17 protein-coding genes, 5 tRNA genes and 1 pseudogene are annotated in these 20,730 nt (G+C 54.6%); 10 read left to right on the top strand and 13 right to left on the bottom strand.

Annotated elements, in window-relative coordinates; translation table 11 throughout:
- Window positions 1-31: 31 nt before the first annotated feature.
- Together AC1AY0_RS04965 and AC1AY0_RS04960 are read right to left on the bottom strand one after the other, a co-directional pair.
- A pseudogene (locus tag AC1AY0_RS04965) lies at window positions 32-2,250 on the bottom strand (glycoside hydrolase family 3 C-terminal domain-containing protein).
- 83 nt (window positions 2,251-2,333) lie between these two features.
- Window positions 2,334-3,638, bottom strand: coding sequence for an MFS transporter (locus AC1AY0_RS04960; protein WP_476524105.1), 1,305 nt, complete (start codon window positions 3,636-3,638; stop codon window positions 2,334-2,336).
- A 231-nt stretch (window positions 3,639-3,869) separates the two neighbouring features.
- Here AC1AY0_RS04960 and AC1AY0_RS04955 point away from each other — a divergent pair, with 231 nt between their 5' ends.
- Window positions 3,870-4,472, top strand: coding sequence for a TetR/AcrR family transcriptional regulator (locus AC1AY0_RS04955; protein WP_476524107.1), 603 nt, complete (start codon window positions 3,870-3,872; stop codon window positions 4,470-4,472).
- Between the two features lie 92 nt (window positions 4,473-4,564).
- Here the strand turns inward: AC1AY0_RS04955 and AC1AY0_RS04950 are convergent.
- The 5 genes from AC1AY0_RS04950 to AC1AY0_RS04930 form a co-directional block, all read right to left on the bottom strand.
- Window positions 4,565-4,640: transfer RNA gene (locus AC1AY0_RS04950), tRNA-Gly, on the bottom strand.
- A 31-nt stretch (window positions 4,641-4,671) separates the two neighbouring features.
- A tRNA-Val gene (locus tag AC1AY0_RS04945) sits at window positions 4,672-4,744 on the bottom strand.
- Window positions 4,745-4,788: 44 nt separating this feature from the next.
- Window positions 4,789-4,863 (bottom strand) — tRNA-Val (locus AC1AY0_RS04940).
- 41 nt (window positions 4,864-4,904) lie between these two features.
- Window positions 4,905-4,975, bottom strand: a tRNA-Cys gene (locus tag AC1AY0_RS04935).
- 28 nt (window positions 4,976-5,003) lie between these two features.
- Window positions 5,004-5,076, bottom strand: a tRNA-Gly gene (locus AC1AY0_RS04930).
- Window positions 5,077-5,253: 177 nt separating this feature from the next.
- On the opposite strand from AC1AY0_RS04930, the gene AC1AY0_RS04925 reads away from it, so the two are divergent.
- Window positions 5,254-6,087, top strand: coding sequence for a PAC2 family protein (locus AC1AY0_RS04925; RefSeq protein WP_476525991.1), 834 nt, complete (start codon window positions 5,254-5,256; stop codon window positions 6,085-6,087).
- Between the two features lie 90 nt (window positions 6,088-6,177).
- Here AC1AY0_RS04925 and AC1AY0_RS04920 read toward each other — a convergent pair whose 3' ends face one another.
- Window positions 6,178-7,062 (bottom strand): undecaprenyl-diphosphate phosphatase, encoded by an 885-nt coding sequence (locus tag AC1AY0_RS04920; protein ID WP_476524110.1) that lies wholly within the window; start codon window positions 7,060-7,062, stop codon window positions 6,178-6,180.
- 140 nt (window positions 7,063-7,202) lie between these two features.
- Here AC1AY0_RS04920 and AC1AY0_RS04915 point away from each other — a divergent pair, with 140 nt between their 5' ends.
- Window positions 7,203-7,994 carry a fructosamine kinase family protein gene (locus AC1AY0_RS04915; protein WP_476524111.1) on the top strand — a complete coding sequence of 264 codons (792 nt, stop codon included), beginning with the start codon at window positions 7,203-7,205 and terminating at the stop codon, window positions 7,992-7,994.
- On the top strand, window positions 7,995-8,174 hold the full coding sequence (locus tag AC1AY0_RS04910; protein ID WP_476524112.1) for a hypothetical protein: 180 nt from the start codon (window positions 7,995-7,997) through the stop codon (window positions 8,172-8,174). It abuts the gene before it with no gap.
- Window positions 8,175-8,592: 418 nt separating this feature from the next.
- Here the strand turns inward: AC1AY0_RS04910 and AC1AY0_RS04905 are convergent, their stop codons facing one another.
- Complete coding sequence (locus AC1AY0_RS04905) at window positions 8,593-9,399, bottom strand: hypothetical protein (protein WP_476524113.1); 807 nt, start codon at window positions 9,397-9,399, stop codon at window positions 8,593-8,595.
- A gap of 252 nt (window positions 9,400-9,651) precedes the next feature.
- Between AC1AY0_RS04905 and AC1AY0_RS04900 the strand changes: the two genes are divergently transcribed.
- The 3 genes from AC1AY0_RS04900 to AC1AY0_RS04890 are packed head-to-tail and all read left to right on the top strand — an operon-like array spanning window position 9,652 to window position 10,755.
- Window positions 9,652-10,086: a hypothetical protein gene (locus AC1AY0_RS04900; protein ID WP_476524115.1), complete on the top strand. Its 435-nt coding sequence runs from the start codon at window positions 9,652-9,654 to the stop codon at window positions 10,084-10,086.
- A gap of 34 nt (window positions 10,087-10,120) precedes the next feature.
- On the top strand, window positions 10,121-10,498 hold the full coding sequence (locus AC1AY0_RS04895) for an EndoU domain-containing protein (RefSeq protein WP_476524117.1): 378 nt from the start codon (window positions 10,121-10,123) through the stop codon (window positions 10,496-10,498).
- Between the two features lie 14 nt (window positions 10,499-10,512).
- Complete coding sequence (locus tag AC1AY0_RS04890) at window positions 10,513-10,755, top strand: hypothetical protein (RefSeq protein WP_476524119.1); 243 nt, start codon at window positions 10,513-10,515, stop codon at window positions 10,753-10,755.
- Between the two features lie 95 nt (window positions 10,756-10,850).
- Here the strand turns inward: AC1AY0_RS04890 and AC1AY0_RS04885 are convergent, their stop codons facing one another.
- The 3 genes from AC1AY0_RS04885 to hrcA all read right to left on the bottom strand — a co-directional run bounded on the left by AC1AY0_RS04885 (window position 10,851) and on the right by hrcA (window position 14,071).
- Window positions 10,851-11,552 carry a DUF1206 domain-containing protein gene (locus tag AC1AY0_RS04885; RefSeq protein WP_476524120.1) on the bottom strand — a complete coding sequence of 234 codons (702 nt, stop codon included), beginning with the start codon at window positions 11,550-11,552 and terminating at the stop codon, window positions 10,851-10,853.
- 162 nt (window positions 11,553-11,714) lie between these two features.
- Window positions 11,715-12,860 carry a molecular chaperone DnaJ gene (dnaJ, locus tag AC1AY0_RS04880; RefSeq protein WP_476524122.1) on the bottom strand — a complete coding sequence of 382 codons (1,146 nt, stop codon included), beginning with the start codon at window positions 12,858-12,860 and terminating at the stop codon, window positions 11,715-11,717.
- Between the two features lie 116 nt (window positions 12,861-12,976).
- Complete coding sequence (hrcA, locus tag AC1AY0_RS04875) at window positions 12,977-14,071, bottom strand: heat-inducible transcriptional repressor HrcA (protein ID WP_476524123.1); 1,095 nt, start codon at window positions 14,069-14,071, stop codon at window positions 12,977-12,979.
- A 378-nt stretch (window positions 14,072-14,449) separates the two neighbouring features.
- On the opposite strand from hrcA, the gene tkt reads away from it, so the two are divergent.
- Window positions 14,450-16,552, top strand: coding sequence for a transketolase (tkt, locus tag AC1AY0_RS04870; protein WP_101625915.1), 2,103 nt, complete (start codon window positions 14,450-14,452; stop codon window positions 16,550-16,552).
- Between the two features lie 82 nt (window positions 16,553-16,634).
- A complete protein-coding gene (gene tal, locus AC1AY0_RS04865) occupies window positions 16,635-17,738 on the top strand; it encodes a transaldolase (protein WP_476524125.1) in 1,104 nt (367 codons plus the stop codon).
- Between the two features lie 143 nt (window positions 17,739-17,881).
- On the opposite strand, the gene AC1AY0_RS04860 is transcribed toward tal, so the two are convergent.
- Window positions 17,882-19,045: a pyridoxal phosphate-dependent aminotransferase gene (locus AC1AY0_RS04860; protein WP_476524127.1), complete on the bottom strand. Its 1,164-nt coding sequence runs from the start codon at window positions 19,043-19,045 to the stop codon at window positions 17,882-17,884.
- A gap of 318 nt (window positions 19,046-19,363) precedes the next feature.
- On the opposite strand from AC1AY0_RS04860, the gene brnQ reads away from it, so the two are divergent.
- Window positions 19,364-20,680 (top strand): branched-chain amino acid transport system II carrier protein, encoded by a 1,317-nt coding sequence (gene brnQ, locus AC1AY0_RS04855; RefSeq protein ID WP_476526111.1) that lies wholly within the window; start codon window positions 19,364-19,366, stop codon window positions 20,678-20,680.
- Window positions 20,681-20,730: the final 50 nt, after the last annotated feature.

Raw genomic sequence — 20,730 nt, 5'->3', positions numbered from 1 at the left:
CTTGTGAATTCTGCTTGTGAATTCTGTCTGATTATGCGCGAGCTGCGTATGCAGCGAGTACGGCTTCACGCAGTCGGCGGCCTTGCGGGCCCATGAACGATGTGATGCTGTTCAGTGGGGCCGCATCGAAGAAGATGCGATTGACTGGGTCATCTGGGAAGACGCGAATGCCTTCCGCTTCCAGCTTTGCAGCCTGACGCATGAAGATGTCATGACCGATTGGGTCGGCCAGCCATTCGCTCATCGTGGCCATATCTCCTAGTGGCATTGCTTTGCCATCGCCGTCAATGGTTACGGTTGTCTCGGTTTGGACGTCACGTGACGAGAAACCGAGTTCGATAGCGTATGCTCCCGCTTCGGCATGCCAGTCATGGTGCCGTTCGGACCAATACGAGAAGTCGCGTTCGGTCAGATTGAAATGAACCGTCTTCGTTTCACCTGGCTCCAACTTGATTTTGGAGAATGCGCGCAACTCATGTGCAGGACGCGCTGCGGCAGATTCATGACGAGGCGCAACATACAGTTGCACAACTTGGGAGCCCGCGCGGTTTCCAGTATTAGTGACGTTCACTTGTACCGTTGCCGATGCGGGGCCAGTAACGTGCGCGGTAACGTCACTGAGCTCGAACGTTGTGTAGCTCAGACCATGACCGAACGGATAGGCGACAGGAATGTTCTGCGTGTCGTAATACCGGTAGCCGACGAATACACCTTCGCCGTAATCGACGTTGCCTTCTCCTCCAGGGAAGTTAATTGTCGACGGATCATCAGCGAGTCGCAACGGAATCGTCTGTGACAGTCTTCCAGTCGCATCCACGTCACCGTAGAGCACATCGGCGGCGGCCGCTCCCCCTGCCTGCCCGAGCAACCATGCCTCGACCAGTACTGCAGCGTCGTCTTGCCAATCAGCGACACCCACGGTTGACCCATTCGAGGCACGACTACAGTGTTCGGGTTCATCGCGCGCACGGCATGCAGCACCTCGATTTGCTTGGCTGGAAGATCGATATCGCTGCGATCATATCCTTCTGATTCAGCCTCATCTGGCAGACCAAGGAACAGCACAACTTTATCGGCATTGGAGGCCACTGCTTGGGCTTCCTTGGTGAGCGCAGCATCCTGCTCGGAGCCGTCAAGGGTGAATCCAGGGGCGAATTCTGCATCAATGCCGCGAGTCTGCAATGCGTCAAGGAATGAAGTGAGATGCGTGGGCGTGATATGCGACGATCCGCCGCCCTGATATCGCGGCGTGCGGGCGAATTCACCGATAACCGCAATATGTTCGTCTGCGGATAATGGCAGAACGTTATTCTCATTTTTGAGCAGCACGATCGATTCGCGTGCAGCACGGCGGGCAAGTTCATCATGCGCAGCGGCATCGTATGTGTAATCGTTACGATTCATGGCCGGTTTGACTTGGTCCAGCAGCTTAAGCATGCCGGCAGCCATGCGATCGAGTTGCGTTTCGTCAAGATGACCATCACGCACGGCAATCACCACATCTCGATCGGTATCAGACGGAGGCATTTCCAAATTCAATCCGGCTGCAATCGATGCGACACGATTGTGCACAGCACCCCAATCACTCATCACGAGGCCTTGATATCCCCATTCGCCGCGCAACACATCGGTGAGCAGCCACTTGTTTTCGGCAGAATATGTGCCGTTGATGCGATTGTACGAGCACATAATCGTCCATGGATTGGCATGCTTGATGACATATTCGAATGCGGCAAGGTAGATTTCACGCAATGCACGTTCGCTGACGCGTACGGAGACACGCATGCGATCGGTTTCCTGATTGTTGGCAGCGAAATGCTTTAACGACGTTCCAATGCCCTGTGATTGGACGCCTTCCACCAGCGCTGCGGCCTGATGCGCAGTTAAGCATGGGTCTTCGCTCCAATATTCAAAGCAACGGCCGCCGAGTGGATTGCGCTTGATGTTAACGCCAGGGCCGAGCAGTACGGCGACCTTCTCTTGCACGCATTCCTCACCCATTGCAGCACCGACTTCCTGCACGAGTTCTGGATTCCATGAGTTGGCGAATCCAGCTGCAGGCGGGAAGCAGGTAGCTGGTACGGTGTCGTACAATCCGGTTGCGTGACGCATTTTGCGCAGACCGTGAGGTCCGTCGGTGATCATGTAGCTGGGAATACCTTGGGATTCAAGGCCTTGAAGATGCCATGCGTCCAATCCGGAGGTGATTGCAGCTTTCTCTTCGAGAGTGAGGTCATTGATGGTGGTCATGATGATGTTCCTTAGACTGTTGCAATTGTCGAATATGTTGAAGAGGGTTTATTGCAGTGTTGAATCACAGCTTTGTTGGGCTGTTACTTGGCTTTTCGAATAAGGCCGATGCACACGCAGGAGCAGACAAGCACAATCGCGCCGATGATGAAGGCGAGACGGTAGCTGCCGAATGCGATCACAATTGCTGATGTGGCAATAGGTCCGATCATCTGGCCAACTGTGTTCGACAGATTGAGAATGCCGAGATCTTTGCCGGCTTCAGCTGGGTCAGGCAATACATCGACGTTGAGCGCTTGATCGCATGCGTTGTACACGCCGCAGCCGAATCCGTGAAGTGCCGCCCACACGTACATGCCCCACACGCTCGGGAAGAATGCCGGAACGAGGAAGCCAGTTGCGATAATCAGTGCACATGCGATGACCAACGGCTTGCGTCGGTGCAGGAAGTCAGACAATGGTCCAGCTATGGCGGAGGCAAGCAACGATGCAATCATGATGATGACGGCGGCGGTTGACAGGGCTGCGGACGCACCAGCCGTATTCAGTCCGATATATTCGCGGAAAATGTACAGCTGGTAGTTGGCAATCATGTAGATGGAAATAGTGATAAACAGGCGGCCGAATAGTGCGAGGTAAAAGTCTCGGCAACTCTTCGTCGGCGGCGTGAACGAGCGAATGATTGAAGCGGCACCATCGCCATGATCCGGTGCAGGCAAGTTTGCCGCAGATGGTTCCTTCGGCCAGATGACCACGACGATGAGACCACATACGCCAAGGCAGATGCCGGAGCACAGGATGCCGAAACCAACATTGGTGAGCAAGGCCGCACTCATTATCTGTCCGACGGACTGGCCAATAGCAACACCGAGGCCATAGGCGGCGGACATACTGGCACGGTTGTTTTCAGGCACACGGTCGGACAGCACAGCGAAGAACGGTGCCAATAACATGTTGAGGAACAGCTGGGCACCACACCAGCACAGAATAATAAGCGGTGCGCTTCCAACCACTGAGGTCAACCACAGAAACAGTCCAGCCAGAGCTGCACCGATAATAATGAATGGACTGCGGCGGCCGAATTTTGAACGCGATCTATCGGATAAGGTGCCCCACAGCAGGTTTGCAAACAGAGCTACGAACGCACCAATGGAGTTGAGCTGTGCCACAAGTGCGGTTGGGTCGGCTACTCCATCGTCAAGGAATCGCTGCGGCAATAGGATGCCGATAACTGCTGCGAATGGCGCATACCACAGTATGCCGCACAGCATGAAGCCCACCAGGAATCGGGCTCGCTGCTTGAATGGCATGGTGATTGTCGATATCGTCGCTGTTTGCTCAGCGGCAAGTTCTTTGGGTTGATTGATTTTCTCTGATTCCGTAGTCATCACGTGTCCTCCTTTGCGGCACGGCGTCGATAGTATTTTACCGTTCGGTAAAACTGACCGATAGGTAAAATATATACCGACCGGTAAAATTCTGCAATGATGAAACGGCGTGTTGCTCAAAATTTTTTACCGAAAGGTCAAAAGGGTTGATAAGGTGGATGAAAACCTACCCATTTGCCACGCCAGATGGGAACGAAAACCGGGAATACCACAAGGAATGGGAGCCTGACTATGGCCAAACGCAACGAGAAAATCGAAACCATACTGGACGCGGCCACTGAGCTTATGGGAACGTATGGCTACTATGGCACTTCTCTTGAACGCATTGGCGAAGCAACGGGCATGAGCAAACAAAATCTCTTGTACTACATCAAAAACAAGCAGACGCTGATGAGCATGCTTATCGAGCAACGCTATGATCATCCGCAGGAATTGCGCGACTATCAGGAACAACTGATGGCCATGTCTGCGGAAGAGCGCGCCAAGCAACCTCCCCTACTTCCTGATTATTATCGACGCAATGTGGCGATTAATGAGCACCGCCCTGACCACGTGCGCATGTTCTCGATGCTATCGGTGGAAAGTCTCAATCCAGACCATCCAGCCCACGACTATTTCAATCGACGCGAAGCTACGATTACGGCAGGTGAGGCAAGTGTGGATTGGTTGTTACCGGCAGGGGTGAATGTAATCGAAACGATTCACACTTGCCATGCGGCAATGGATGGCATACAGCTGCGCTGGTTGCGTGAGCCCGGGTCAAGCCTGGCTGAGCTTTGGCTGGAATGCGAACGCACACTGTTCCCTGAGCCATTGTGGAATGGCTACAAGTGATGCAACAGGTAGGACCGCCGGCGCACGAGCGTTGCCGATAAGCACAGCGCCGGCAGTAGATACGAAAAAACCTCGCCGAAGCGAGGTTTTAATGGAGCGGACAACGGGACTCGAACCCGCGGTCTCAACCTTGGCAAGGTTGCGCTTTACCAACTAAGCTATGTCCGCAAAGAATCTTGCCGTGAGAAGCAAGATTCAGTGGGCGATGTAGGAATCGAACCTACGACCCCTTCGGTGTGAACGAAGTGCGCTAGCCGCTGCGCCAATCGCCCGAAATCATTCGGTATTCAATTATCACGATGAATTACTTCATCTGTGGTGGGCGATACAAGATTCGAACTTGTGACCCCTTCCGTGTCAGGGAAGTGCGCTACCACTGCGCCAACCGCCCGGGCCTGCATGTTCAACAATAAATTTCTTTACTGTCTTCCGAGGTGGGTACGAGAGTCGAACTCGTCTATACGGCTTTGCAGGCCGCTGCCTAACCGCTTGGCTAACCCACCGTAAGGTCTGTCAACTCATCGGACCTAGAGCGGACAACGGGACTCGAACCCGCGGTCTCAACCTTGGCAAGGTTGCGCTTTACCAACTAAGCTATGTCCGCAATGCTCTCTGCAAGTTTCCCTTGCCGAAGCACGAGTGATTACTATACTCACATGCATGTAGTTCGTCCAGTCGCGGCGTGTCGCCTGGAATTCCGTGCATATACGCCTTAGCCGCCTTGCTCGCTTATGGCTAAAGCGCAACCTAGTCGCTACCCGCGCACGTTACTCTAGACAGTATGAGTGGAGAAGCGCATATGCCTCAATCAGTTCTGATTGCAGCGTTCGAAGGATGGAATGACGCCTGCCAAGCGGCCACCAACGTCATTCGATATCTTGTTGGACGGTATGAATCCCGCGAGATTCGGCACATCAGCTGTGACGGCTACTACGACTATCAAGTGGCACGACCGATGATGTGCCATGCCGCAGGTTACGCCAATCTGATTTGGCCTCAAACCACGTTTTATGACATTACTTTGGCTCCTGATCGCCATCTTTATGCGCAAATCGCCCCAGAACCTAATTATCGTTGGCGCAACTATTGCAGTGAAAACCTTGCCATAGCCGAAGAACTCGATGTGAACCAGATTATTACGTTAGGGTCTATGTTCTCGGACTGTCCGCACACTCGCCCGCTACCACTTTCAGTAAGCGATGGGGCTTGTCAATGTGAAGGCGACCGCGAATACAACGGACCGGTAGGCATTCCCACTGTGTTGGACGTGGCTGCCGCCGATCAAGGCTTCGCTCATGCATCGATGTGGGTGTCCATTCCCCAGTACCTTGGCAGTGATGAATGTGCAGCCGGAACCATGCGACTGTTACAGGCGCTGGGCAATCGTATTGGATACTCCTTTGATACAGGCGATTTGCAATCCAAAATCGAGCATTGGAAGGCGCAGGCTTCTATTTTGGTCAGATGCAATGATCAGCTCAGCGATTACGTCAGCCATCTGGAACATGAGTACGATCTGAAACAGAAAGCAGACGAGGAAGCTTCCTTAGGTGCGCCGCAAGCCGAGCAGCTGGTGAAGGAAGCAGAGGATTTCCTACGGAAAATGGGCGAATAAACCAGCGGAATACTATCGAACATATAGAAAAAGGTGCTTACCTTCTTAGCTGAAGAAGGTAAGCACCTTTAGTGTTTCACGAGTGAATCGTTACGCCGCCGCAGCCACCGAAGGATCAATAGCCGGCAGAATGCCCATCAGCAGCAACAGTGCAACCACTACGGCGAGACCGATGCGGTAGATGGCGAATGCCTTGTAGGAGAAGGTGGATACGAACTTCAGGAAGCCGATGATAACGATGTAGCCCAGAATGAAGCATACAATCGTAGCAACGATGGTGGGGCCCCAACCGGGGAACATCGCATCGGTTTTGTAGTTCTTTACAGCCTTGACAGCTTCAAGCAGACCGGAGCCGAACACAGCGGGGATGGCCATCAGGAAGCTCAGACGAACGGCTGCCTCACGCTCATAGCCAAGTGCACGGCCAACGGTGATAGTACCGCCGGAACGCGAAACACCCGGGATGAGCGCCAGCGATTGGCCCAAGCCGAAGAGGAATGCGTCGCGATACGTCATATCGGCCATGGTCTTGGACTGACGGGCTCGAGCATCCACCAGCCACAGCAGAATACCGAAGATGAACAGCACGGTGACGGTAATCCACAGGTTGCGCAGGGTCGTTTCGATAATGTTCTGCAGCGTGAAGCCGAGAATAACAATCGGAATAGATCCAACGATCACATTCCAGCCCATGGTGGCGTAATAATCACCACGGCCCATACGGGACTTCAAATCCTTGCCGTTCTTACCAAACAGGCAGGCGAACCAATGGGTCAGGATGTTGATGATGTCGTGGCGGAAATACAGGATAACGGCAAGCTCAGTGCCGATCTGAATAATAGCGGTGAATGCGGCACCAGGGTCGGAGCCGAGCATCAAATCACCGAAGATACGAATATGGGCGCTGGAGGAAACCGGCAGATACTCGGTCAGCGCCTGAATGATGCCAAGAACAATGGCTTGGAAGAAATTCATAACCCCTCTTAGTTTCCTTAATTCACGTAGTTATGACGATGAACACACTACCGAAGGGGGTGTAGAACAACACTAAGAATTGATGACAACCACGGCTTCTACAATGCATGGTGGAAACAGAACAAGCGAAGGGAACCGTGATGGCAACATATCGCAAAAGTAGGGCTTTCGCGCCGCAAGGATTTTTTGAGTGCGAGGGACGAGGATTGGAATGGCTCGGTGCAGCTCATGCTCAGGGCGGCCCACGCGTGGTTGAGGTATATGGATGGGGCAAGGATTACCTCGATATTGAGCGCGTAAGCAGTTCATCTCCTACTGCTAAGGCTGCGTTTGATTTTGGCGCGGCACTCGCTCATATGCATGACGCTGGCGCTGAATACTTTGGTTCTGCCCCGGATGGCTACGATGGTACATGCTATTTCGGTCCGCTTCAGGACCCGGTGAAAATGGATACCGGCACGTGGAGCGATCCCATCAGCTACTTTGCCGACGGTCGCTTGCGTCCGATGGTTGAGCTCGGTGTGAAGCGTGGAGAGTTGGATAAGCGCGATGTCGATTTGACTGAACATGTGATTGAAGCGCTTCCGGAGCTGATGGGCCGCGCAGCTAACGATAAGCCAGCCCGTATCCATGGTGATTTGTGGAGCGGCAACGTGATGTGGACGGCAGACTCCGGCCATAGTGAGGCTGTGCTTATCGATCCGGCTGCACATGGCGGTCATCGTGAAGAAGATCTTGCCATGCTGCATTTGTTTGGTATGAGCTATCTATCGCAAATCACCGAGGGATATCAGTCAGTTCATCCGTTAAAGGCTGGATGGCAGGAACGTTTGACACTGTGGCAGCTCTACCCCATTGCTGGCCATTGCGTTTTCTTCGGCGGTGGTTACGTAAGCGAGTATCGTTCTATGTGCCGTTCACTGCTCGGCTGATTGGCGGGGTGCGGCAGACACGTCGGCTACGCGCTGGCATTCGATGGAGATTCCCTCTATCATTTCAACGATCCAAAGAACCCTAAGGACGATGAGGAGGCTAAGCAAATGGCCATTGAATGCCTTATCGCCGGCAAGCCGCGCCCATGGGACGAGATTCCCGAAGGCTTAGTCATCTAGAGGCCATAACCATTTTTCTTTTTATAACTCCACCCGCATGGGTGTTTTTATGCCCGAAATGGGCCCCAAACCATAAGGAAAACACCCATGTTCAACATGGAACCAGCCCTGGCATCCATGCCATGAGGACTGCATGCGCCTCATCGTCGTGGGCACTAGGTGCCGCAAGCGGTCAGTGAAGCCGATATGCCATGGTGCAGCCAAACAACTTCGCTGAGACAAGTCAGTGAAGGCATCATGCCAGTTCGTGGCACAATCACTTCACTGAGATGATCTCAGCGAAGTCGACCGGGCAGGAGAGGCATAATCATTTCGCTCATGCCTCCCCATGAAGTCACACAGGCAAGGGCTGGCCGGCTCGCTTCGCTTGAAGACAGGACTGAATGCTCGTCGTTAACATCGACGAAGGGGTTTCTTGTTATTCGACCATATAGTTCGAATCGGTGACTATGTAAGAGTATTCGGATTCTCCCCCGGTTCCGGAGAACAGGTCTCCGACGTCACGGAACGCGAGGGCGACCATCTTCGCATCCAATGGAACCTGGAACGGGTAGGTGACGGTGCTTGTCAGACCTGGTTGGAGTTGAGCGTTGCACTCGGGGTTGCCTTCGATCTTGTAGAGGTCCTTGATGGGTGTGTATTTCTGGTTTTTCGAGTTCAACGCTGCAATTTCGTAGGGGTAGCTGCAGGTGATGTCCATCGGACTGCTGGTGTTGTTCGTGACCTCGACCTTGACTACCCAGTATTTGGTGTTTGCGTCCGGCGCTTGCGGCGCGTAGGAGCCGTTGCTGCACCCGTCGCCGCACGTGTCGAAGCTGATGGTAGGTTGTTCGCCGGCTTCGAGGAGTTTCATTTCGACTCCACCGCTAACCGCGGTAGCTCCGATTCCCGAAGCATTGGTGTTGGAATCAGTATTGTCCGAATCCTCTTCCTGCGGGTTGAGCTGTTCGTTCGCGTCGGCCAGTTGCGCTTTGATGGAATCTAGTGACGTGTTGAGGTCCTGGATAGTTGTTTTCTGCCCGTTAATGATGGGTGTGGTGTACAGGTACATGCCGATGCCACCACCGAGGAGCCCGACGATCAGACTGATGGCGGCCGCGATGGCCGTGACGGCCGCCGCAGAGAGTTTTTTCTTCGCCAGTGGCGGTGCGGCTGCCGGCATGGGCATACCTGGGAGTGGCTGTTGTGGGGCCGGCTGCATGGGTGTGGGTGTCGGCACAGTCATCGGGGTTTCTCCTTCTTCTAGTTGGCTGGACTGTCGTGCAGCCAGTTTTTGTAGTCGTGGATGATTTGGACGTTGAGGCCGAGTTCGCAGGCGATGAGGTACGGGTCTCTCATAGACGTGTTCTGCCGTCGCGTATTTGACCGGGTTCATGAGCCATAACGCAGTTTGAATACGAATCCGGCGTTCGGCTTTCGAATCGTATGGGCTGCATCTTTGGTCACGGTTGTACGTGTGGACGAGCTCGTGGCATAGATGGCAACGTTTCTGAGTGTACAGGAAGATGATGAAATTGTCTGGCTCGTAGTAGAGCCCAAACAGTCCGGCTTCTACGCGAAACGTGACGAACGGCAGAAAAGCTTCGGTGTGAGCCACATGGACGTGCTGCGTCTGTGTGCGTCGGTTGAAGGCCGTATGGATGATGCGCGTGATTTCGATTTGACGCCCATTTGGGAGGACACGGACGTGCGCACCATCAATCAGGCCGTGGACGCGTTGGGCAAGGCCGCGCAGGTGCGGTTGACGATAACCGCTGACAGTCAGGCGAGACGGTTATGGGATTCCACGTTGAATCTCAATGACCTGCGATCCAGTCAGCCGATATGGAAGAACGCGATGCTGGACTTGCTGCAGACCTGGTGGCGGATAAGCGCCGACACCGCTGGCGGCCTACCTGCCGCGTTTCCGTAAGGCGGAGACCGGTGATGAATCGTTCGAAGTGGCCATGCCGCGGTTCGACCGTCGTAATGCCGCCAGTCGGATTGATTGGCTGGGTGCGACGAACGTGCTTTTGTATGGCTCGAATATTCCAGGTAAGACCGAATTTCCGAAAGAATGGGATAGAAACAGGATCCTTGACGCGATTCGGCAGGTCATGGAGTCCCCTCAATGGAAGATGCATCCCGACAACGACCGCGCTTTGCATAGGTTCGGCGGGACCATCAACGGAGTCCAAATCGAAGTCAGGGCGTATCTGACCAACGGTCAATATGTCATCGATCACGCCTATCCGGTCGGCGGCGAAGGCGTAACCAAAAACACGGATACCGGTAAGATTAACGTCAAACCCAGTAAGGCTAAACGGTGGAGGGCATCATCATGACGATGGAGGAACTAATGAAGCTAGCCGAACGTTGCATCTCCATCGTCAGCGGGTTTGACGAAGATCTTGAAGACTGTGCACAGGACGCGCTTACGGCCGGCGAGCCAGCGTCGGCGATCGCCGACGCATTGGATATCGCGTACTCTCATCCGGAACTATATGCAAAGTTCCCGGATGAAGTGTATGAACTGGCCAAAAATCCAGATTCCAGCGGCATGCACGCATTCCTTCCCCAACTGGAAGCAAGCCGAAAATAACAATCGCCGCACTCCATTAATTCAACCCGTCATGAGGTTCATGACGGGTTTTCTTATGCCCGCAGGACGGTGTTTCTGCGTATGCCGTATGGAAGTCAGGCGTGGTCCCTGACCATTGAGACCACATCATGATTAATCCTGCGAATGGTCTCATCGGACAGCATCTCATCGCAGGTCATCCAACGGCAATCCTTGGAATCCACGTGAAAATGCTCGCTCTTCCAAGCGTCGGGCATGTGTTTTATATCCGCCTTGTACAGCGTGTAATCGTATACACGGTTCTCTTCATGTTCGGTCGAATACTTCTCATGCGTCTCATTGGTGACTCGAATGAGCGTGAAATCGTCTTTCGGAATGTCGAAACCAGTTGAAAGATAATCCGAGAGCAGTCGAACATTCTCGGTTTCGTTGTCGGCGGTGGCACGGTTGGGGAAGAAATCACATCCCCACTGCTGGTCATGGTAGAGGAGGTAGCGGTTGCCGTCATTAATGGCGATGATGCTGCTATGCTTCTCCGTCCTGTCCATATCCTTCAACTCCTGATACAATTCCTTGGCGTTGTAGCCTTTTCTCCAAGTAATGATAAGCCCGACAAACGAATACAGGGTCACCATAACGGCAACGAAGCCCAGCGACATGGCAAGCCACGACGGCAATCCAGCCGTAAACGCGGAAAGAATCAGGAAGAATCCCTCCACGAGGGCCACCCCATGAGTAGCCTTCGATCCGAAGCCTATGAATTCCCGACGTTCCTGCAGTTTGGTCTGCAGACGGTCGGAATCGATTCTCAACATCATGTTCGGCAATGGTACGCGGAGCATGGAATATCAGCCGCAATACATTGTTTCCAACCCTTTTTTAGGTACATCCTAGGCATGTCTTTCCAGAAAAACTAGATAAACAAAATAGCCGCTCAGCCTTACTCTCATAAGGCAAAGCGGCTATTTTCCGGCCATCACTCAGCTCAACGCGTCCTTCAGCTTCGAGAAGAAGCCACCCTTCTTCTGGCCGGTCTGCGGGCGTGATGCTTGAGCAACATGCGTGGCATCCGAATCATGCGAATTGGCGAATTGCTCGATAAGACTACGTTCGCTCTCGCTGAGCTTGGTGGGAATCAACACGTTGACGTGTGCGATCAAATCACCGCGCTCGTCATTATTGCGGATATTGGTAACACCCAGTCCTGGAAGCGTCACAGTATCTTCCGGCTGGCAACCGGCCGGAATCGAAACAGTCTGCTTGCCATCAAACGTGTCGATGTCAAGATCATGGCCGAGCACAGCCCAGCTCATTGGCACCTGAATCCAGCAATGCAGGTTATCGCCATCGCGCGTGAACTGCTTATCAGCGCGAATACGGATATCGATGTACAGATCACCGGCAGCACCGCCGCCTTCACCCACCTCACCTTGATTGGCCAGGCGCAGACGAGCATTGTCATTAATACCTGCAGGCACGCTGACACCGACATTGCGTGTAGTGCGCACGCGACCATGACCCATGCAGCTGGGGCACGGGTTCTTGATGATGGTGCCATGGCCTTCGCAACGCTCGCATGGCGCGGATGTCATCATCTGACCAAGCATGGTGCGTACGACCTTCTGCATGAAACCTTGGCCATGGCAATCCGGGCAGGTAACCGGCTGTGCGCCACCCTGCGAACCAGAGCCGCCGCACTCCTGGCACAGCGCAAACGTATTGATTTTCACATGCGCAGTGCCACCAAACACAGCAGTCTTCAAATCAATGGATGCCGAGGCAAGAGCATCGCGACCAGGCTGGGTACGCGGAACCGGACCTTGAGAACCGCCGCCGAATGCAGAACCAAAGAACGAGGAGAACACATCGTTCATATCACCGAAGCCACCGGAGAAACCGCCAGCGCCGCCGTTAGGATCATTGGGATCCACGCCAGAATCATACATACGGCGCTTATCCGGATTGGACAGCACTTCGTATGCATTATTCACCTCCTTGAACTTGTCTTCAAATTCAGGGCCGGCGATGTCAGGATGGTATTTACGGCTCAGCTTGCGGTAAGCCTTCTTAATATCGGCATCGCTGGCGTTACGGTCAACGCCCAGGGTCTCGTAATAATCTGCCACTGAATAATCCTTTGTGTTCGAATAATCTGCCGGTTATTGTGCCACAGCCCGCGGTCAGCGGTATATGCTTCTTGAACCATGCCAATATAAGCTGCACTGTGTTCGATGCATGACGGTCATTGGTCTTCGGTTCCGCTTTCTGAAATATAAGCCGTGAGATATCGGGCCACCGCCCGGACCGCCGCCATAGTGACCGCGTAATCCATATGCGTTGGGCCAATGGAACCGACGAACGCCAATGGTTCACCGTTATTCGAACTCACAGCAGCATCAGTGTGATGCTCAGTATCGCTGGACGTTGTACTGCGACCATATCCGCTGGAAACCACCGAAGCATGCAATAATCCAGGCGTATGGCTTTCGGAACCGATGGCCACGCCCACTCCGGATGCGTTGGATTCTTCGCTGAGGTTGCTCATCAACTTCATAAGCACTACTTGTTCTTCAAGCGCATCGAACAATGGTGCCAAATCAGCCAGCGAGCGAGAATGCGCAAGATGCGAGGCCCCGGACATATACAATTCGTTGGCGCGCTCATCCAACGCCATGGATTCGAAGGCGTCAGCTAAGGCTTGGGCGACTTCTCGCACCTCTTCAAATCCAGCACTCTCGGCAATCGAACGCACCTTCTCCCCCGCCTTCGCCAATGACAAGCCGCCACACTGTTCATTGACTGTTGAGGAAAGCCTATTGACGTCGTCTGCGGCCGGCATGGTAGGCACGGAAAGCCCATGTTGTGCCACGCGGCCGGTATCAGTAATGACCACAGCCAGCAATGTATTCATGGCCACAGGAACCATTTCTACGTGGCGCAATGTGGCCTTTGCCAACGATGGCGAAGCCACTACAGCGACCTGGCCAGTAATCTCCGAAAGTAATCGTGCTGCGCGCTGCAGTGCGTCTTTCAGGCTGACAGAGCCGGACAAAAAACTATTAATGCCCCTGCGCTGTGCCTCACTCAGTGGCACCACCGTGGCCAGTCGGTCGACAAAGTACCGATAGCCTTTTTCTGTGGGCACACGACCAGCTGAAGTATGGGGTTGAATAAGGTACCCTTCGTCTTCAAGCGCTGCCATATCGTTACGAATCGTGGCGGAACTGACGCCAAGATCATGTTGCTTGGTGAGCGACGTGGATCCTACAGGCTCCTGAGAGCGGATGTAATCCTCGACCACGGCGCGCAGCACCAACATGCGTCTGGATTGCGTCATGCGCGCCTCCTTTTATATATGTACCTACTGTTCACGCAGAGTGTTATCTGCGTTCCTTTTGCGTACTCCTTGGCGACACGCTGAACAGGCATGATTACAATGCTCGGCGTGTCTTCTCGCTGTGAGGCGAGACAAAGATTACACAAAAAGCCCAATGTATATTGTATTAGCACTCATTGGTTTCGAGTGCTAATACGTTCGTTGGTAGCGAATGAATGGTAATTGTGAACGCTAACAGAACACAACTTACCAAAACACGCCAAATATGCACCACAAACGTCTTCTTCCGACGTTAACATGGGAAACGCAATGTGAGGGCGTCAAGCGCCCGGCACAAGCCGGATACGCGGCCCGACCAATTGGAAGGAAAGTAAATCCATGACCGAATTCAAGGAGACCGAGCTCGACGAGCGCGCCATCGCAATGGCAAAGGTCCTTTCGGCTGACGCGGTTGAGAAGGCTGGTTCCGGCCACCCCGGTTCCCCTATCTCCCTGGCGCCTGTCGCCTACACCCTGTACCAGCACTTCATCAAGCACGATCCTAACGATCCCAACTGGGAAGGCCGCGATCGCTTCATTCTTTCCGGCGGCCACGCTTCCCTCACCCAGTACGTTCAGCTGTACTTCTCCGGCTACGGCGTGACTCTGGACGATCTCAAGAACTTCCGTGGCGGCGCTGACACCCGCACCCCGGGCCACCCTGAGTACGGTCTGACCCCGGGCATCGAAATGACCACCGGTCCTCTGGGCCAGGGCTTCGCTTCCGCCATCGGCTTTGCTTACGGCGAGCGTTTCCAGCGTGGCCTGCTCGATCCGGAGACCCCGAAGGAAGATTCCCCGTTCTACCACAAGATCTGGGCCATCTGCGGCGAAGGCGATATCGAGGAAGGCATCTCCGGCGAGGCTGCTGCTCTGGCTGCTAACCAGAAGCTCGGCAACCTGACCGTGATCTTCGACGCCAACCGCATCCAGATCGAAGGCGACACCAACCTGGTTCTGGCTGAGGACGTGCTGAAGCGCTTCCAGGCCTACGGCTGGTACACCGATGAGTTCAGCTTCATCCAGCCTGATGGCTCCTACAAGGAGGACATCGAAGGCCTGGCTGACGTGATCGCAAAGGCTGAGGCTGCCGCTCCGGATCAGCCGAAGCTCATCAAGGTTCACTCCCTGATCGCTTGGCCGACCCCGGGCAAGACCAACGATCCGTCTTCTCACGGCTCCAAGCTCGGTGCCGAGGCCGTTGCCGGCCTGAAGAAGGTTCTCGGTTACGATCCGGAAGAGTCCTTCCACATCGACGAAGAAGCCCTGGCTCACGCTCGCAAGGTCGCCGATCGCGGTCTCGAAGCACACAAGGCTTGGGATGAGAAGTTCGACGCTTGGCGCAAGGCCAACCCGGACAAGGCTGCCCTGTACGACCGTCTGAAGGCCGGCGAACTGCCGGAAGGCTTCGACAAGGCCATTGATGACCTTGAGGCCACCTTCGAAGTCGGCAAGGGTGTTGCCACCCGTGGCGCTTCCGGCTCCGTGCTGAACGCCATCGCTGCTGTTATGCCGGAACTCTGGGGCGGCTCCGCCGACCTCGGTGGCTCCAACAAGACCGACCTCAAGGGTGCTGCTACCTTCGCTCCGGCTGAGTGCGCTACCGTTCAGTGGCCGAACTGCAACGAGTTCGGTCGTCAGCTGCACTTCGGCGTGCGCGAGTTCACCATGGGCTGCATCACCAACGGCATCCTGCTGGGCTCCCACACCCGTCCGTTCGGCGGCACCTTCTTCATGTTCTCCGACTACGAGCGTTCCGCCGTTCGTCTGGCCGCCCTCATGGAGATTCCGAACCTCTACGTCTGGACCCACGATTCCGTGGCTGTCGGAGAAGATGGTCCGACTCACCAGCCGGTTGAGCACCTCGCTTCCTTCCGCGCTATCCCGCAGCTCGAGGTCATCCGTCCTGCCGACGCCTTCGAAACCGCTGAAGCCTACCGTTACTTCTTCGAGAAGAAGAACACTCTGCCGGGCGCCATGGTGCTGACCCGTCAGGGCGTGCCGACTCTGGCTGAGACCGCTGCCAAGGCTAAGGACGGCGTCAAGAAGGGCGCTTACGTGCTCGTCGACACCGAAGGCACTCCGGATGTCATCATCATGGCTTCCGGCTCCGAAGTCCAGTGGGCTGTCGCTGCTGCCAAGACCCTGGCTGAGAAGGGTGTCAAGGCTCGCGTGGTCTCCTTCCCGTCCATGGAATGGTTCGAGGAGCAGGACGCCGAGTACAAGGAGGCCGTGCTTCCGGCTTCCGTCAAGGCCCGTGTCTCCGTCGAGGCCGGCGTCGCCATGCCGTGGTACAAGTACCTCGGCTCCTACGGCAAGCCTGTCTCCATCGAGCAGTTCGGCCTGCAGGGTGACGGCGCTCAGAACATGATCGACCTTGGCATCACCGCCGAGCACGTGGTCGAGGCTGCTGAAGCTTCCATCGCCGAGGCTAACGCCTGATATCAAGCTCTACCGAGCTTGACCCAATAAATATTTCGGCTCCCCTCTTATGGGAGGGGAGCCAATAACAAGGAGAAACAATATGACTGAAGCAACTCAGCGTACGTCCGATTCCGGCGTTTCCATCTGGCTGGACGATCTGTCCCGCTCCCGCATCGAGTCTGGCTCCCTGCAGGACCTCATCGCCAACAAGAACGTGGTCGGCGTTACCACCAACCCGTCCATCTTCCAGAAGGCTCTGAGCCAGGTCGGCCCGTACGATGCTCAGCTCAAGGAGCTCGGCAAGGTTGACGTTGAGACCGCTATCCGTGAGCTCACCACCACCGACGTGCGCAACGCCACCGATATCTTCCGCGAGATCGCTGAGAAGACCGATTTCGTCGACGGTCGCGTCTCCATCGAGGTCGATCCTCGTCTGGCTCACGACACCGAGAACACCGAGAAGCAGGCTGTTGAGCTGTGGGAGAAGGTCAACCGTCCGAACGCCATGATCAAGATCCCGGCAACCCTCGAAGGCCTGCCGGCCATCACCGCCACCCTGGCTAAGGGCATCTCCGTCAACGTCACCCTGATCTTCTCTCTCGAGCGCTACGAGCAGGTCATCGACGCCTTCATCGAGGGCATCGCTCAGGCTGACGCCAACGGCCACGACCTGAAGCACATCGGCTCCGTCGCTTCCTTCTTCGTCTCCCGCGTGGATACCGCTGTCGACAAGCAGCTCGAAGAGATCGGCACCGACGAGGCCAAGGCTCTCGAAGGCAAGGCTGCTATCGCCAACGCTCGCATCGCTTACGAACTGTTCGAGAACAAGTTCGCCAACGATCCGCGCTGGGCTGCTCTGGAAGCCAAGGGCGCCAAGAAGCAGCGTCCGCTGTGGGCCTCCACCGGTACCAAGAACCCGAACTACTCCGATTGCGTCTACGTCGACGAGCTCGTTGCTCCGTTCGTCGTGAACACCATGCCGGAGAAGACCCTGAACGCTCTGGCCGACCACGGCAATGGCGCTCCGACCATCCCGGGCACCTACGAGGAGTCCCACGCCGTCATGGCCAAGCTGGCTGATCTCGGCATCGACTTCAAGGCTGTCACCGACAAGCTCGAAGCTGACGGTGTTGCCGCCTTCATCAAGTCTTGGGATTCCGTGATCGCCGACGTTCAGTCCGGCATCGATCGCGTGAACGGCTGAGACATTACCAACTGTGTTTGATACGCAATAACGTATAGCGTATCGCCAGTTACGAGTTGGGCCCTGACCTGTGCATTCGCATTGGTCAGGGCCCAACTATTTATCGCATGCAATCAAATTATTGATGCGTGTACATACTACCGTTACAACGACTCAAGCCATACCTGCATACGATGCAAACCCTCAGCGGTATCTTCCGCCGAACCGACATAGGACAGCCTCACAAATCCTTGACCTCGCGAGCCAAAGCCGGAAGCCGGCGTTACCACCACCTTGGCTTCATTCAATAATCGCACGGCAAAATCATGATCACTCATGCCAGTGTTCTTCACATTGATCAGCACATAGAAGGCTCCATCAGGAGTATTGCAGCTCACCAGCGGCATGCGAGACACAGCATCGACGACCATATCTCTATTGGCGCGGTAGGCGGTTTTCATCGTGGAGAGAATGTCCGCAGAACCTTCCAAAGCCGCCACAGCACCCATCTGCAGCGAACCCGGCACGCAAGAGACCACATTTTCCTGCATAATCATCATCTGATCGATGACCTGCTGAGGGCCGAACGCGCATCCGATACGCCAACCGGTCATCGCAAAGGTCTTGGAGAACGAATCAACAATAATCGTGCGTTCTTTCATACCAGGCATGGCCGCGATGGACAGGCACTGGATATGGTCGTCGTACACAAATGCCCGATACACCTCGTCACTGATCACCCACAAATCATGCTGTTTTGTTACCTCGGCAATAGCAGCCAACTCATCGGGCTCGATGATGGCACCCGTAGGGTTTGACGGAGAATTCAGCAACAACGCCTTGGTCTTCGGCGTAATAGCCTGTTCAACATCGGCCGCACGCATACGGAACCCATTGCTTTCATGCAACGGCACCGGAACCACGTTCGCATGCACCATCTGAACTTGACCGAAGTAATTCGCATACCCGGGATCGGGAATCAGAATGTCATCGTCTTCATCCAGCGTAGCAATCATGGCCAAATACATGGCTTCCATACCACCTGCTGTGATGATGATATTGTCTTCAGGCTCATAATCAATGCCATCATGGTCACGCCGGTAACGGCACCATGCGTTGCGCAGTGCAGCTGTGCCACGGTTAGGCGTGTAATGCGTATCGCCATGAACCGCTGCCTGATAGGCGGCATCAATCATCGACCGCGGCGTATCGAATCCAGGCTCCCCTATCGCAAACGAAATGGCATCCGGCACATGAGCCGCCAATTCAAACATCTCCCGCACGCTGGGATACATGGCATGCTGAGCACGAAGTGAGATATCAGGCATCCCCTACCTCCTGATGAGTATTGCGAAGAGTTCTCATACCAATTTGTATTGGCAAGAACCAGCGATAATGCATCGCATTGTACCCATGTCATTGTTTCGAAGACCCGAATGATTCCTGTGCCCGAAACGTGAGCGCACGCATGGTATGCGAGCTCAATGGTCTTGCCGCAGCCATACATGACTGGTAAGTTCACGAATTGAGAGATTGTGCTTGTTTTTTGATATATGGCACTGTGTTGAGCAATCCGCCGCTGAGCACGCGGTTTTTTACTGAGAGGATATTCATTGCATTCCCTGAACAGCCGTCAGCGCGTGGTGATGACGTTTACCTTCTTTTCGATGTTCTTTGGTGCAGGCAATCTTATTTTCCCGCCATTCGTAGGCGCACAAGCAGGTGCTGCCACAGTACCGGCAGCTATCGGATTCATTGTCTCCGCAGTAGGTTTGCCGATTCTCGGCGTGCTGGCAGTAACGTTCGCGGGCGGCTTCGATAAGCTCGCAGGTCGAGTCTCCCCCAAGTTCGCCATGCTGCTGGGCATCGCCATTATTTTGACGATTGGCCCATGCTTCGCCATTCCGCGCACAGCGACAACCTCGTTCGAAATGATGGTGTCACCGTTTGTGCCGACCGGATTCAGATGGATTGCGCAGCTGGCCTATTCGATGGTGTTCTTCATCTTATCGTTCCTCTTCGCACAGCATCCGGAAAAACTGTCCAAAGTACTCGGTCGATTCATGGGACCTTTGCTGCTGGTGCTGATTGCTGTTCTATTTGCGGCATGCCTGGTGCATGGCATTGGCTCTGCTGCGGCTCCTAACGGTAATTATCAGTCCAATCAGATGGCTCGCGGTTTCCTCGACGGCTATCAAACGATGGATCTGCTTGCCGCCTTGTACTTCGGCATTGTGATTTCCGCGAACGTTCGAGCACTCGACATTACCGATGAAATGCAAGTGCAGCGCGAAACCGCTGTTGCCGGCCTCGGCACCGGCGTATTGCTGATTCTGATTTATGGAGCATTGAGCTATGTGGGCGTGGTATCCAGTGCTATCGCTTCCATTGATGCCGATTCGGACACGGGCGCCACTGTCTTGACGAATCTCACTTCTTCGCTATTTGGTCATACTGGTACTGCGTTCCTGGGCGTAGTATTCGTTATCGCGTGCCTGAACGTGTGCACTGGTTTGATCTGCACGTGCGCCACCTATTTCCACACCAAGTTCCCGACCGTTGCCGGACACACGCTGAGTTACCGCACATGGCAGGCGCTCTTCACCGTGTTTAGTTTCGTAGTGTCCAATGCCGGTCTGAGCCTGATTATCAAAGTGTCGGTACCGGTATTGTCTGCACTATATCCGATGGCAATTGTGCTGGTACTGCTTGCTCTGACGCATAAGGTATTTGCCGCGCGTTTCTCCCGCGTGTATTTCTGGACGATTCTGCTGGTAGGTATTGTGGCCTTTGCCGGATGCGTGGCTTCACTGGTCCAAGTGTTTGGCGGCTCACTGCCGTGGCTTGACTATGCGCTGAATCTGCTGCCATTGCAGGCTCAGCAACTGGGGTGGCTTATTCCCGCACTTATCGGCATGGTAATTGGTGTGATTGATTCTTTAGTGCGCGTACGCCAGCAGTGAGTCTGCTGATGATTGCTATGGTATGCCCGCGATTCGTGAGACGTTCGCGG

The organism is Bifidobacterium sp. LH_416, from assembly GCF_056357055.1.
This window is presented reverse-complemented; position numbering and strand designations above follow the sequence as displayed.